The 14,375-nt window shown below is 58.1% G+C and carries 12 protein-coding genes and 2 pseudogenes; 2 read left to right on the top strand and 12 right to left on the bottom strand.

Translation table 11 applies throughout. The annotated features are described in order from the left end of the window. Window positions 1-556 (top strand): annotated as a pseudogene (locus tag ACEQWH_RS11360) (MFS transporter); the annotation flags it as partial. Here the strand turns inward: ACEQWH_RS11360 and ACEQWH_RS11355 are convergent. The 4 genes from ACEQWH_RS11355 to lpxC all read right to left on the bottom strand — a co-directional run bounded on the left by ACEQWH_RS11355 (window position 553) and on the right by lpxC (window position 5,946). Beyond that, the gene (locus ACEQWH_RS11355; RefSeq protein ID WP_370230920.1) at window positions 553-2,241 is read right to left on the bottom strand and encodes a chloride channel protein; all 1,689 of its coding nucleotides are present in this window, start codon (window positions 2,239-2,241) and stop codon (window positions 553-555) included. The pseudogene ACEQWH_RS11360 and the gene ACEQWH_RS11355 overlap by 4 nt on opposite strands. A gap of 136 nt (window positions 2,242-2,377) precedes the next feature. Continuing rightward, window positions 2,378-4,027, bottom strand: a complete 1,650-nt coding sequence (gene recN / locus ACEQWH_RS11350; RefSeq protein WP_370230917.1) for a DNA repair protein RecN — start codon at window positions 4,025-4,027, stop codon at window positions 2,378-2,380. Window positions 4,028-4,057: 30 nt separating this feature from the next. Then, the gene (locus tag ACEQWH_RS11345; protein ID WP_370230914.1) at window positions 4,058-4,909 is read right to left on the bottom strand and encodes an outer membrane protein assembly factor BamD; all 852 of its coding nucleotides are present in this window, start codon (window positions 4,907-4,909) and stop codon (window positions 4,058-4,060) included. Window positions 4,910-5,025: 116 nt separating this feature from the next. Further along, window positions 5,026-5,946 (bottom strand): UDP-3-O-acyl-N-acetylglucosamine deacetylase, encoded by a 921-nt coding sequence (lpxC, locus tag ACEQWH_RS11340; protein WP_370230911.1) that lies wholly within the window; start codon window positions 5,944-5,946, stop codon window positions 5,026-5,028. A gap of 524 nt (window positions 5,947-6,470) precedes the next feature. On the opposite strand from lpxC, the gene ACEQWH_RS11335 reads away from it, so the two are divergent. After that, window positions 6,471-6,710, top strand: a complete 240-nt coding sequence (locus ACEQWH_RS11335) for a hypothetical protein (protein ID WP_370230924.1) — start codon at window positions 6,471-6,473, stop codon at window positions 6,708-6,710. A 21-nt stretch (window positions 6,711-6,731) separates the two neighbouring features. Here ACEQWH_RS11335 and ftsZ read toward each other — a convergent pair. The 8 genes and pseudogenes from ftsZ to murC all read right to left on the bottom strand — a co-directional run. After that, window positions 6,732-7,715: pseudogene (ftsZ, locus tag ACEQWH_RS11330) on the bottom strand (cell division protein FtsZ); the annotation flags it as partial. 369 nt (window positions 7,716-8,084) lie between these two features. Continuing rightward, window positions 8,085-9,419 (bottom strand): cell division protein FtsA, encoded by a 1,335-nt coding sequence (ftsA, locus tag ACEQWH_RS11325; RefSeq protein ID WP_370230922.1) that lies wholly within the window; start codon window positions 9,417-9,419, stop codon window positions 8,085-8,087. Then, complete coding sequence (locus tag ACEQWH_RS11320) at window positions 9,419-10,339, bottom strand: cell division protein FtsQ/DivIB (RefSeq protein WP_370230908.1); 921 nt, start codon at window positions 10,337-10,339, stop codon at window positions 9,419-9,421. Before ACEQWH_RS11320 ends, ftsA begins: the two co-directional genes overlap by 1 nt. Beyond that, window positions 10,327-11,247: a D-alanine--D-alanine ligase gene (locus tag ACEQWH_RS11315; RefSeq protein ID WP_370230905.1), complete on the bottom strand. Its 921-nt coding sequence runs from the start codon at window positions 11,245-11,247 to the stop codon at window positions 10,327-10,329. Before ACEQWH_RS11315 ends, ACEQWH_RS11320 begins: the two co-directional genes overlap by 13 nt. Before the next feature lie 161 nt (window positions 11,248-11,408). Beyond that, window positions 11,409-12,329: a UDP-N-acetylmuramate dehydrogenase gene (gene murB / locus ACEQWH_RS11310; RefSeq protein ID WP_370230903.1), complete on the bottom strand. Its 921-nt coding sequence runs from the start codon at window positions 12,327-12,329 to the stop codon at window positions 11,409-11,411. Beyond that, window positions 12,326-12,634: a hypothetical protein gene (locus ACEQWH_RS11305; RefSeq protein ID WP_370230901.1), complete on the bottom strand. Its 309-nt coding sequence runs from the start codon at window positions 12,632-12,634 to the stop codon at window positions 12,326-12,328. Before ACEQWH_RS11305 ends, murB begins: the two co-directional genes overlap by 4 nt. Further along, window positions 12,621-12,878, bottom strand: coding sequence for a DUF2484 family protein (locus tag ACEQWH_RS11300; protein WP_370230899.1), 258 nt, complete (start codon window positions 12,876-12,878; stop codon window positions 12,621-12,623). The genes ACEQWH_RS11305 and ACEQWH_RS11300 overlap by 14 nt, the downstream gene beginning before the upstream one ends. Further along, window positions 12,875-14,278, bottom strand: coding sequence for a UDP-N-acetylmuramate--L-alanine ligase (murC, locus tag ACEQWH_RS11295; RefSeq protein ID WP_370230896.1), 1,404 nt, complete (start codon window positions 14,276-14,278; stop codon window positions 12,875-12,877). The genes ACEQWH_RS11300 and murC overlap by 4 nt, the downstream gene beginning before the upstream one ends. Between the last annotated feature and the right edge of the window lie 97 nt (window positions 14,279-14,375).

Raw genomic sequence — 14,375 nt, 5'->3', positions numbered from 1 at the left:
CTGGGCACGGCATGTGTCGGCCTATAGCTCTCCTTATGAAAGTCCGGCGGCGCTTGGCTGGCTGTTTTACACGCTGACCTATGTGTCAATTCTGACGGTGATGCCGCCCTATCTGCCCGAAGCCCAGCGGATTGCGCTTGGAGCCTATCTGCCAATCGCCAGCATCCTGTCGTCTTTCCTGATCGGCGCTGTGCTGATGCGCTGGCTGTCAGCCGTGACCGTTGTGCAGATTGGCTTTGCCACCGCAGCTTTGTCGGCCCTGTGGCTGTTGATGTTTGGCATTTCCGGCACTGCCCTGATGGCGATTTTCCTGTCGCTCGGCCTTGTACAATCTGCAAGTTTCGCTGTCATCCCAGAGCTGAACGACACCCCCGAAGGACAGGCGCATGCAACAGGCGCGATTGCGCAGATGGGCAATCTGGGCAACTCGCTTGGCACGCCGCTCTTGTTAAGCCTCGTTGCTGTTGCGGGTGTCTCTGCCCTGCCCCTCGCGCTTGTGGTGATTTATATGCTGGGCATTGTGGTCCATGCCTATACCCGGCGTCTGCGGCGCTAGGAGTGCTCTTCGGCCGCCGTTGCCGCCAATGCGCGGTTGTAGGCCTTAAGCGCGTCAACCTGATGCAGCGCGCCCAGCAATTCTGGCGCTTCGCCGCCGCCGCGCAGTCGCACAATCGGAATGAAATGCAGGTTCGTCGCCTCAAACATCGGCATCGCTTGCTCGAGCGTCGCTCCGGCCCCCAGATAGATGTCTTGCTCGACTTTCTCCCAACAGGCCTCTTCTGTTGCACCTCGTTCGGGATCAATCGGGCGCATCACGCGGGTGACGTTGAACATCGCCAACAGATAGGCCTGCGGGCCCTTGGCGACGTGAATATTGCGCCGCTCGAGTTGGGTCAGGAAATAAGAGCCATCGACAAGCCGTGACCCCAATGCAGTGGAAATGGACACTGTCACCATGACGGCCACCCCGGTTTGCCAGTCTCCGGTCAATTCAAACACGATCAGCGTTGTTGAAATCGGCGCCCCCAGCACGGCCGCCGCAACGCCCCCCATGCCTGCCAGCGCATACAGGGTGATAGACCCCGACACATCGGGAAAAATCGGGGTCGCGATCAATCCAAACGCCAGACCGGTCAATGCGCCAAGCATCAAAGCAGGCGAAAACACTCCGCCCCCCATGCGGCCGGCCAAAGTGATGGCGACCGCGATGATTTTCAGGATCACAAAAACAATCGCCTCATGCAGCAAGAGTTGCCCCGTCAGCGCGTCCGACGTGGTTTCATAGCCAACGCCAATGATATGCGGGAACCAGATCGCCATAAGGCCCAGCAAGGCCCCAGATATTGCCGGACGCATCCATCGTTTGATCTTTAGGTGATTGACGACCTGCGTGCTCATGTCGTCGGCCCAGAAGATCGTCCACATCAAGGAAACAGCCACTACACCGCAAATCGCCCCAAGGATCAGAAAGGCAGGCAGTTCCTGATAGAAAGCCAACGTGGATTCCATCGGCAACATGAATTCCGTGACATCGCCAAATTCCAACCGGTTGATGACCGTGCCCGCAGCAGAGGCGATCACAATCGGCGCGAAAGCGTGCACAGCGAAATGCCGCAGCACAACTTCCAGCGCGAACAGCGCGCCTGCGATGGGGGCGTTAAAACTGGCCGACACCGCCGCAGCAACGGCGCAGCCCAGCAGGTCACGCCCGGTGATTCCGTCGGCCTTGATGCGATCGCTGACCCAGCTTGAGATCACCGCAGCCATATGCACGACCGGCCCCTCGCGTCCCGTCGAGCCACCTGAACTCAGGGTGACAAATGACGACAGCGCCGAGGCAATGCCCGATTTGATGTTCACGCGCCCGTTGTGCAGCGCAGCCCCTTCGATCACGTCCGCAGGCCCCTGCGCCCGCGCGTCTGGCGTCAGTCGATCCAGGATCACGCCGACCACAAGGCCACCGCAAATCGGAATAATCAGCACCCAGAACCACGGCAGCGACTCGGCAAAGGTGCGCAACTGGCTGACATCATCGGTGCCATAGATCGCGGCCTGAAGGGCTTCGATGCCCTTGCGGAAAAAAAGCGCGGCGAACCCCGAGGCAATCCCGATCATCAGCGCAAGGATCCAGAACTGAATCTGGTTGGGCCCACGTTTCAGCAGCACGTGCCAGCCACCCTTACAGCTGCGCCCCGCGTGGCGCACAGAATCTGATATGAAAGAGCCGATTGGGTTGGGCATCTGCCTAGGGCCATTTGTTCTGTCCCTAGCATTAGGACGATGGTCCCTGCGAGAAAAGCCCCCATTCGACAGAGTTTACCAACTGTTGCGATTGGTAACTTTTCGCGCGGTCCGCAGATGGATTTTTATGCAGCCGTTATCCGGCCAGCAGAGCCTTGGCCGCCTCGCGTGCCGGATCAGTGACCACATCGCCCGACACCATCCGTGCGATTTCATCGACCCGCTCTTGGTCAGACAAAGGCACGACGGTCGAGAGCGTGACGTCCCCTTCAACCCGCTTTTGCACGCGCCAGTGATGTGCGCCCAACGCTGCGACCTGAGGCGAGTGGGTCACCACGAGGATCTGCCCCCCTTGCGCCAACGACGACAGGCGTCGCCCGACAGCATCCGCAGTCGCGCCGCCGACACCACGGTCGATTTCGTCAAAGATCATCGTGATCTGGCTGTCATCGCCACTCAGACAGACTTTCAGCGCCAACAGAAAACGGCTGAGTTCGCCGCCCGAAGCAATCTTGGCCAACGGCCCAGACGGGGCGCCGGGGTTCGTTGCGACCTGAAACGACACCGCATCCTTGCCTTCCGCCCCTGCCGCCTCGTCTGAAATCTCGGTCGTAAAGACTGCGCGTTCCATTTTAAGGGGCGCAAGCTCTGCCATGACCGCTTGGTCCAGCGACTTGGCTGCCTTTTTGCGCGCTGCCGTCAGCTTTTCAGCAGCCGCATCATAAGCCAATCGCGCGGCTTTGGCCTCGGCCTCAAGCGCCGCGATATTGCCCTCGCCTGCGTCCAGTGCCTCCATCTTGCCGCGCATGTCACGGGCAAACCCGCCAAGCTCATCCGCCGTCACACCATGTTTGCGCGCAAGCGCCCGTATCGCGAACAACCGTTCTTCGATCTGCTCCAGCTCGTGGGGATCAAAGCTTAGCTGATCCAAGCAACGCTCGACACCGCTGACAGCCTCGCCCAGCTCTCCCATCGCGCGGGCCAAAGCGGCCAGCGGCTCTTCCAGAGGCTCGCCCACCTCGGCAACCGCCCCTTCCAGCCACCGACTTGCGTCGCCCATCGCGCCCTCGGCGCCGTCAGACCCCAGCGCGTGAAACGCCTTGGTGACATCCTCACGCACGCGCTCGGCGGCCTGCATCAGGCGGCGGCGCGCGTCCAGATCTGCATCCTCGCCGGGTTGTGGATCAAGTGTGTCCAGCTCGGCCACGGCATGTCGCAGGAACTCTTCCTCGGCCTTCATTTCAGCCAAAGCCGTCTGCGCCTGCGACAGGGTTTTCTGTGCTTTCTGAGCAGCTTGCCACTTGGCGCGCACCTCGGCCTTCAATGCGCCAACATCCGCGAACTGATCCAAAAGAGCCCGGTGTCCCTTGGGATCCAACAGCCCGCGATCGTCATGCTGACCATGCAGCTCGACCAGATGATCGGACAGTTGCCGCAAGACTTCGCCGGAACATCGGCGGTCATTCACCCATGCGGTCTTGCGCCCATCCTGCGTGTTCACGCGGCGCAGCATCAGCGTATCACCGCTCGGCAGACCGGCCTCTTGCAGAATTGCATGTGCGGGGTGGTCTTCTGCCAGATCAAACTCGGCAACCACTTCGCCACGATCCGCACCTGCGCGCACCAATTCAGCGCGCCCACGCCAGCCCAAGACGAATCCCAGAGAATCCAGCAGGATCGATTTACCTGCGCCCGTTTCACCCGTCAGAACATTCAAACCCGGCTGGAGATCCAACTCCAACCGGTCGATGATCAACATATCCCGAATTTCCAGCGCCCGAAGCATCAGCCCACCCGAATTAAGTCTCGGCGCCGGTTACAGCCACTTGCCCTTGACTGTCTGGCGATAAATGCTCGCCAACCACCCGTTGCCCCGTGCTTTGGGTTCTAGCCCCTGTCCGGTCAGCAGTCGATAGCTGTCTTCATACCATTCTGTAGACCGGAAGTTGTGGCCAAGGATAGCGCCCGCCGTTTGGGCTTCGTCAGTCAGACCCAAAGACAGATAGGCCTCGACCAGTCGATGCAAGGCTTCCGGTGTATGAGTCGTGGTCTCAAAGTCTTCGACAACCACGCGGAACCGGTTGATTGAGGCGGCATAGTTGTCGCGCTTCAGGTAATAGCGCCCGATTTCCATCTCTTTGGCGGCAAGGTGGTCAAACGCCAGCTCGAACTTCAACACAGACGAGCGCGCATATTCGCTGTCAGGGTATTTCTCGATCACAGCGCGCAGCGCTTGCAGTGCCTGAAAGGTCAGCCCCTGATCGCGGCCAACTTCGTCGATCTGATCATAATAGCTGAGCGCCAAAAGATACTGCGCATAGGCGGCGTCATCATCCACCGGATAGAAATCGATAAACCGCTGCGCGGCGCTGCGGCTGTTTTCGTAGTCTTTGTCCAGATGATAGGAATATGCCTGCATGATCAGCGCACGCTTGGCATAGTCGGAATAGGGATACAGACGCTCGACCTCAGAGAAATAGAACGCCGCATCATCCGGTGCACGATTCTCGATTTCATACTCGCCGCGCTCAAAGATCTGGCGAGCGGTAAAATTCTCAAGTTCAGGCTCGGATGCGAACAGGCCAGTATTACTGTTGCCACAAGCCGACAGCAAAAGCGTCGACGCCAAAAGAGCTGATCCCAGTTTGCGAGACATACGGCCTGTCATTCTGCTTACCTTCTTGAGCGTCCGATTGCACACATAGTGCGTTCAAAGCTGTTAGCATAGAATCTAGCAATGAAAAACGACTTTGACGACGGCGCATTTACGCCGACACATCAAAGTCACGCAACCGCGGGTACTTCGGACAGGCGTACGCCCATTCCAGGCAGTTTTGCGCATGTGTATTCAGAACATTCCACAAAGCTATAGGCCATCGGATCGGCAAAGAGTTTGCGCAGCAACGCGTTGGTCAGCGCATGACCTGCACGGTGGCCTTTATAGGCGCCAAGGATCGGCGCCCCTGCTGTGTAAAGATCGCCCAATGCGTCCAGCATTTTGTGGCGCACAGGCTCGTCGTCGCGACGCAGAATACCTGCTTCGATCTTAGAGCCGTCAAATACAATCGCGTTCTCGCCGGGAACGCCGCCCAAGGCGAGCCCGTTGGACTGCATCGCGATCACGTCAGAACGGCGGCAGAATGTGCGGCTGTCGCAGAGTTCGCGAACGAAGGTGCCGTTGGCCATGTTCAACGTGTGTTGCTGAACGCCGATGGCTTCGTCTTCGAAATCGATGTGGAAGTCGATTTCCAGATTATCCGCAGGGGTCAGTTCCGCCCAAGCATCGCCCACCTCGACCCGGATCGGCTTTTCAACCTTGATCGCACGGATCGCGGAGGTCTGCTCTTGCAAACCACGCGACAGAATGGATTTCACGAAAGGCGCGCTGCTGCCGTCCATGATCGGCACTTCCGGGCCGTCAATTTCGATCAGCGCGTTGTGGATGCCACATCCCGCCAAAGCCGCCATAATGTGCTCGATTGTCGAGACAGACACGCCAGAGGCGTTCTTGATCAATGTGCAAAGAGGAGATTGTTCTACATTATCCCAGCGCGCCGCAATCAACGGATCGCCGTCCAGCACGTCAACGCGGCGGAACCAGATTCCATAATCAGCAGAGGCAGGTTCGATCACCATGCGAACAGGCTTGCCGGAATGCAGGCCGACCCCAGTGAAACGAATAGTAGAACGCAAAGTATTTTGCACAGGCAGTCCCCAAATTTACGGCTCCCCAACCGTGGGAAAAGCTCTAAAGGGCGCGAGGGACCAACTCAATTCAAACATTACAACGGACCGAAACATCACATGCAACGATCGGCATTTTTTCGCCAAAACACACATAAGTATATGATTTAAAACAAAAAAGGCCGCCTAACGCGGCGACCTTAATTTGTTACAAACTGTAATCTTTAGTTGGCTTGACGCCGCAGGAAGGCCGGGATCTCGATACGATCCTGCTCTTCTTCCTCCATTGGTGCCGCCTGCATGTGCGGCTCTTGACGGGCCACTTGCGCACCGGCGTCTTTGGATTGACCGGTCATGCGGTTGATCAAAGAGTTGATGCCGAATTTCTTTTCCTCAGGCTGCGGCGCAGGCTCGACCGCGACAATCTTTTCGCGCTCTTGAGGAGCGGATGGCACCTTGGAAACAGCTGTCCGCAACCGCGCCAGAGCTTCTGGTGATGGTGTTCCCGGTGCCGGCGCCTTAGGTGCGACGAACGCTTCGGCGTCATCCTCGACATATTCCGCCTGCGGCTGGAACTGTGCAACCTGCGGCTGGTATGCCGGAGGTGGCAGGTCATCGGCCACAACCGGAGCCTGCTCTTCGAACAAATCTTCCATCTGATCTTCAGAGGCCGCCTGCTCTGCGTCAAACTCGCTGAAAAGCGCAGGCTCTTCTGGTGCTTCAACTGGCGCAGCGGCAACAGGTGCTGGCGCTGGCTCTGGTTCAGCTTGTCTCAGAGGCTCTGACAGTTTGCGGCGGGCCACTGGGGTGTCCATAACCACTTCGCTTGCGTCAATCCCGGTCGCCACGACCGACACACGCATGCCACCGCCAAGGGCTGTGTCCATTGTAGAGCCAACGATGATGTTTGCTTCTGGGTCCACTTCTTCGCGGATGCGGTTGGCCGCTTCGTCCAGTTCGAACAGGGTCAGATCTTCGCCGCCCGTGATGTTGATCAGCACGCCACGTGCACCGCGCAGGCTGATTTCGTCCAGCAGCGGGTTGGCGATGGCTTTTTCCGCCGCCTGGATCGCACGATCTTCGCCGGTTGCTTCGCCAGTGCCCATCATCGCTTTGCCCATCTCGTCCATCACAGCGCGCACGTCTGCGAAGTCCAGGTTGATCAGGCCTGGGCGTACCATCAGGTCGGTTACACCCTTCACACCTTGATACAGAACATCGTCCGCCATCGAGAAGGCTTCGGTAAAGGTGGTTTTCTCATTCGCCAGACGGAACAGGTTCTGGTTTGGAATGATGATCAGCGTGTCTACAACCTTTTGCAGCGCCTCAACGCCCGCTTCGGCCTGGCGCATACGCTTGGCGCCTTCGAATTGGAAAGGCTTGGTGACAACACCTACGGTCAAAACACCCAGTTCACGTGCAGCTTGTGCGATGATCGGCGCCGCGCCGGTTCCGGTGCCGCCGCCCATGCCCGCGGTGATAAAACACATGTGCGAGCCGGCCAGGTGGTCGACAATCTGTTCGATGCTTTCTTCAGCAGCCGCTGCGCCGACGGTTGGGCGTGCGCCAGCGCCGAGGCCTTCGGTTGCTTTCACACCCAGCTGAACGCGGGCCTTAGCGTCATTCTGTTGCAGCGCCTGTGCGTCGGTATTCGCGACCACGAAATCGACACCCTCAAGCTCTTTGGCGATCATGTTGTTGACGGCGTTGCCGCCTGCCCCGCCAACACCGAACACGGTGATACGTGGTTTGAGGTCTTCCTGTTCCTGGAAGGTCAGATTCAATGCCATCAGAATGTCCGCCTGTATTGCCCCGTCACTACGGGTGTTTTTCACTTACTCCCTAATAGTCATAGCGTTCACAACGCGCTACGTCACGCCCAAAAGCGGTCAGAGCCACAAAATATGGCCAAAATGCGACTTAGACCCGCGTGATTTCGCTCAAAAAGCAAAATACAGTGGGTTTCAGGGGGTTAGAACACAAATAGAGGGAGTGGACGGCCCGATAAGGGGCAGTCGGCTGTGAGTGATTCACATGTTTGGCGAAGCTGCTCTGCCTGCCAGTGACGCATTTTGCGCCGTTATGAGACTCACCTTAGCCGAATCTATCCTTGCTGTCGACGGTCAGTCCTTCTTATTGGGCAAACTATTCATGACAGCCTACCAATTCGCTTTAAACCACCGCACAGCGCGGCGGAAACTTTTGACACCGTGATGTTCGACCGGCAGATCGAAATCCCAGCACTCATCTTGTGGTCGCGTCGCAAAGAGACACATTCCGACCGAAGAGCTGAAGCCGGGGCCAGTAGTCGCCTGCGGCAGACCATGCACGCGGATCGGGCGTCCCAGACGGACTTGTTGTCCCAGAATGCGGCTTGCCAATCCGTCCAGACCGGGCATCTGGCTTGCGCCGCCGGTCAAGACGATCTTTTGGCTGGGCAGATGTTCAAACCCGGCTGCATCCAGCCGCTTGCGGGCCTCTTCCAGAATTTCTTCGACACGCGGACGGATAATCCCGATCAGTTCGGCACGGCTCACCTGACGGCGGTCATGTTCCCAATCACCGGTGTCGCCACCAATCTCGATCATCTCGCGGTCATCCATGCCTGTGGCCTGAACACCGCCATAGAAGGTTTTGATGCGTTCGGCGGTCGAGGTGGGCACCTGAAGCCCCATGGAAATGTCATTCGTGACATGATCGCCGCCGATCCGGACAGCATCCGCATAGATCATGTGCTTTTTCATAAAGATCGAGATGCTGGTCGATCCGCCGCCCAGGTCGATACAGGCCGCGCCCAGCTCTTGTTCATCTTCGACAAGCGCAGCAAGGCCAGACACGTAGGCCGAGTTCGCGATGCCCGCCAGTTCCAGATCACAACGTTTCACGCAATGTGCAAGGTTGGCAACGACAGAAGCATCCACAGTCAGCATGTGCATGTCACAGCTGAGGTTACGCCCGACCTGACCACGAGGATCGCCAAGGCCGCTGCGGTGATCCAGCGCAAAGTTGACCGGATGCGCATGCAGCACTTCGCGCCCTGCCCCGATGTCAGGCGTTTCGCATTTTGACAGCACATGTGCCACATCGTGTTCGGACACTTCCTGCGCCATAACCTCTACGCGGCCATCCAACCCGTAAGAGCGTGGAGACGCCCCCGAGAAACAGGCGATCACGTGATCCACCCGGATCTGTGCCATTTTCTGCGCCGCCTGAACCGCGGTGCGAATCGCCCGCTCGGTTTCCTGCATGGCCGAGATTTCGCCAAACCGTACGCCACGCGACCGTGTCGAGGCCGCGCCGATGACACGGAACCCGCTTTGACCGGCCAGCGGGCCGATCCCGTCCATATCCGCCATCTGATCTACGCCATCAAACCGCAGCACCAGACAGGCGATCTTTGACGATCCAACGTCCAGAATGGCCACAACACCGCGTTGCATCGCGGCTTTCCTCAGAGCACGCATCGCGCGCTGTGATTGATAGAGGTCGCCCATCATTCATTTACCCCCAAACTCGTCTTGCGTACGTCCCACCAATTCGCAACGGACGCTTCCGCAACCCTTAACGTCGGCCTGTCTCCGATCCGCAGATCGACGACAGAGACGTCTCTTTCCAATAAGTCCTGCACCTGCGCCATCGCCACGACCCGCTCTAGCGCGGCCACGGCGCCAGCTTCGGGCAACATGATCCTCTGATCGCGGTCCAGAACGATATCCCAACGGCGATCCCCAACCCAGGCCAGCCCGCGCACCCGATCTCCAAGGGGGGCGGCCACTTTCAACAGCTGCAGCGCCTCTTTCGCCTGCACATCAGCACCCACGCCTGCCATCAGCGGCAGATCGCCATGAGCCGTCCGGCCTTTTGCAGCAGAGACCACAAAGCCTTCGGCATCAACCAGCTGCAACCCGTCCTGCGTGCGCCACAATAGAACCGGAGTGCGCTCTTCGATCTGGATGTTCATAACGTTGCCGTCGATCTTGATCTGAGCGGCCTTAACAGGTGACAGCCCAAGCAATGTGTCGCGCATGGCGGCCACGTCGATATCAAAGCTGCTGATCGGGAAATCCGTATGAACGACTTCGCGGATATCTGCGGCCAACGTCGGGCTTGCGCCATCAATCGCCATGGCCCCAACCATGAATTCCGGACGCTCCACAAAGCTGGTGCGCCACTCGTGCAGCATCAGAAAGAAATTGTCCGAACGTTGCTGGTCCGCGAAATAGGCATTCACCGCAACAACCGCCAAACAGAATGGCAAAACCACCCGCAAGGCAAAGCGGAACAGCGGCGTCAGCATCATGCGTTCATAGCGATACCAGAACCGCGACGGGGCCGGATCGGGTTTTGCCATGCGCCGCTGTGGGCGCGGTGCGGGGCGGTAATAGCTCGGCGGTGACTGCGTTATCTGTTGCATGATGCGTCCTCCACCAACCATTTACAGAGCTCCGGGAACGAAATGCCCACAGCCTGCGCCTGTTCGGGGCTGAGACTGGTTGGGGTCATGCCCGGCTGCGTGTTGGTTTCCAGCAAAATCAGGCCCGCAAGCCCTTTGCTGTCATCCCAACGGAAATCCGTCCGTGAAATGCCGCGACATCCCAGCACCTGATGCGCCGTCAGCGACATCTGCATGCAGGCGTCAAATATCTCTTGCGGCACATCTGCCGGAACTTCGTGACGCGACCCGCCTTCGGCGTATTTCGCGTGATAGTCATACCAGCTGTCAGTAATGATATCCGTGACCGTCAACGCCCGGTCCCCCATCACGGTGCACGTCAACTCGCGCCCCGCAACATAGGTCTCGACCATCAGCTGGTCTGGCATATCCGGTGCAAGCGTCGGCGGGCCGTTGGCCGCCTCTTGCACGATATAGACACCAACAGACGAGCCCTCATTATAGGGTTTAACCACATAGGGCGGCGTCATCACGTGGCGGGTTTCAATGTCGTCGCGCAGCGCAAGCACGCTTTCGGCAACAGGAAGTCCAGCGGCCCGATAGGCCTCTTTGGACTTTTCTTTGTCCATCGCAATAGATGAGCTCATCACGCCGGAATGCGTATATGGGATCTGCATCCATTCCAGCAGACCTTGCACGCAACCGTCTTCGCCCCAGCGACCATGCAGGGCGTTAAAAACCACATCAGGCTTAATTGTATCCAGATCATGAGCCAGATCGCGATCAGCCACGACCTCGACGACCTCAAAACCTGCTTCCCTCAACGCAGCGGCACATTCCTTGCCAGACGACAGAGACACCTCGCATTCGGCCGAGGGGCCACCCATCACTACCGCTACTTTCAGGGGCGTCCTGCTCGAACTACCCACGTTAGCGCCTCAATTTTACGAGCCTTTTTTGGCCCTTGTTTATTGCCCTGTTTAAGGCGATCTCCGCCGCCTCTTAGGGTCTCATGTACACGCCAGCCCGGTTCTCCGGCACCGACTGATATTTCATGTCCAGATCTTATGCCCGGATCATTAGGTGCAAATCAGTCAAACTCGCCAATTCGCTTAATTTCCCATTGTAGCTCTATTCCGCTGTTTTCGAAAACCTTTTTTCGCACTTTCTCGCCAAGAGTTTCCAAGTCCGCTGCGGTGGCCTCGCCGGTGTTGATCATAAAGTTGCTGTGCATCTCGCTCATTTGCGCACCACCCACGCGCGCGCCGCGCATCCCTGCATCGTCGATGACCTTCCACGCCTTTAAGTCGTGTACGTCGTCAGAGCGCCCTGTGCTGGAAAACCCTGCTGGATTGCGGAATGTGCTGCCAGCGCTGCGATCTTTGGTCGGCTGCGTCGCGTCGCGTTTTTCAAGCTGTGCTTGCATACGAGATGCCAGTTCGTCGGGATCTCCGCTCGGAGCTTCAAAAGTGGCTTCAACCAGCACCCACCCCTCTGGCAGATCGGAATGACGGTATTGAAACCCCAGATCGTCGGCCGTCAGCGTCACCAACTCGCCCGTGCGCGTAATGGCTTTGGCAGAGACAAAAACATCAGCAATATAAGAGCCATAGCAGCCAGCGTTCATGCAAACCGCCCCGCCAATTGCACCGGGTATTGTGCGCAGAAAGGTCAGATCCACGCCCTGCTCTGCCGCCTTGCGCGCCACATGGGCATCTAGCGCGGCAACACCTGCAGTTACGCGATTGCCATCGACTTCGATATGGTTAAACCCGCGCCCCATGCGGATCACCACCGCCCGCAGGCCGCCATCACGAATGATTAGATTGCTGCCAACACCCATTGGGAACACGGTGACCGACGGGTCCAGATCGCGCAAAAAGGATTGCAGGTCGGATACATCCGCAGGTTGATATAGATAGTCAGCAGGCCCACCGACCCGCAACCACGTCAAATCCGCCAGAACACGGTTTTCCGTGATTTTGCCACGCACCGAAGGCAAGCCTGTCATCGCCGTGATCCCCTAGGTTTAATCCGCGCAATGCGCCAGTTCACCAGATACCCAAGCCCCGCGCCAAGGCCAAGCCCAATGAGCGGAGGTAAACAGGCGGTTAACCAAAACAGGAAAAGCCGGAAACTTTCCCAGCCTTCCAGCACTTCGGCCCAGATGAACACGCCGATGTTCAGCCCGCCCAAAAGCGTCGCCAAAAGCAGGATAATGCGCCACGAATCCCGTTGTGTCAGAACAAATCCGGCGATCCCCAAAAGGATCGTCAGAGTGCCTCCGATCAACAGCAGAATTTCAGCTGGCACCATGCCCGATCACCTTCCTCAGCCAGCGTCCCAAATAGATCACGGGCCACCGCATGATCCACATCCCCGCCAGCAGAAAAACACACGCCAGCAGAATGCCATGCTGAAGGAAAATGCCAACCAAAATCGGAACCGCCAACACCATCATCGCATAGGCGAAACGCCAGTGTTTGTCCTGACTGGGGAACATGGCGCGAAGGTTAACGGCAACCATCCAGACCAAAGCTGCGACGACAGATAGGCTCATGCTTCGTCCGCCAGTCGCTTGGGCAGCGCATTGGCCCAGGCGCTGATGGTACCTGCCCCGAGGCAGACGACCATATCGCCAGGCTGTGCCTGTTCTTTGACCAGCCGCACCAGATCATCTTCGCTGACAATCGCACGGGCGTGGCGGTGACCGTGGGCGATCAACCCATCCACCAGATCATCCCGGCTGGCGCCTGTGATCGGTTCTTCGCCGGCGGCAAAGACCTCGGCGATCGCGACCACATCTGCTTCGTTGAAACAGGTGCAGAAGTCATCAAACAAACTGTGCAGGCGCGTATAGCGGTGCGGCTGATGCACCGCGATCACGCGGCCTTCGCAAGCTTGGCGCGCGGCCTTCAAAACAGCGGCAATTTCGACCGGGTGATGGCCATAGTCGTCGATGACGGTGATGCCATTCACCTCGCCAACTTTGGTAAAGCGGCGGTTCACACCGCCAAAATTCGCCAGAGCTTCGCGGATTTCATCCAGTTTCATGCCCAAGTGACGCGCAACAGCTACGGCGCTTAAGGCATTGGAAACATTGTGATCACCGGGCATCGGCAGGGTACAGCCTTCGATCACCAGCCCCTCGCCCTGCAGATCGACATCAAAATGCGCGATGCCCGCTTTATAGGTTAGGTTGATCGCACGTACATCTGCCTGGGTGTTAAAGCCAAAGGTCACAACACGGCGGTCTGTGATTTTCCCGACCAGCGATTGCACCTCTGGATGATCGGTGCAGCAGACGGCCAACCCATAGAACGGGATGTTAGACACAAACTCGTGGAAACCCGCCCGCAGCGTATCAAAATCGCCCCAGTGTTCCATATGTTCCGGATCGATATTTGTCACAATCGCAATCGTTGCAGGCAGGCGATTGAAGGTGCCGTCGGATTCATCGGCCTCAACCACCATCCACTCGCCGTCGCCCACGCGCGCATTAGAGCCATAGGCGTGAATGATCCCGCCATTCACAACGGTCGGATCAAATGTCCCATGGTCCAGCAAGGCCGCGACCATTGTCGTTGTTGTGGTTTTACCGTGGGTTCCCGCAACCGCAATATTGGATTTCAGACGCATCAACTCCGCCAGCATTTCCGCACGGCGCACAACCGGCAGCCCCTTGCGGCGCGCTTCGTCCAGTTCGGCATTGCCCGGCTTGATCGCAGACGAAATCACGACGACCTCGGCCGCCTCAAGGTTTTCTGCGCGCTGGCCAATAAAGATCGTAGCACCCATATCGGACAGACGTTTGGTGATCTTGCTGTCTTTCAGATCCGAACCCTGAACGACATAGCCGTGGTTCAGAAGGACCTCGGCAATGCCAGACATGCCGATGCCACCGATCCCTACGAAGTGGATCGGGCCAACGTCACCGGGCAGTTTTGTTGCTGCGTTCATATCAACCGACCTCCTGCGCCAGTTCTTCGACCATCGCCACCAGATTGGCAGTTGCGTCAGGCATTCCCATGGCAAGCGCCCCGGCGCTCATCTCGAC

Origin of the sequence: Cognatishimia sp. (assembly GCF_964229375.1) — a bacterium.
Lineage (GTDB): Bacteria > Pseudomonadota > Alphaproteobacteria > Rhodobacterales > Rhodobacteraceae > Cognatishimia.
Note: the sequence above shows the minus strand (reverse complement) of the source record. Positions and strands in the feature narration are given on the sequence as shown.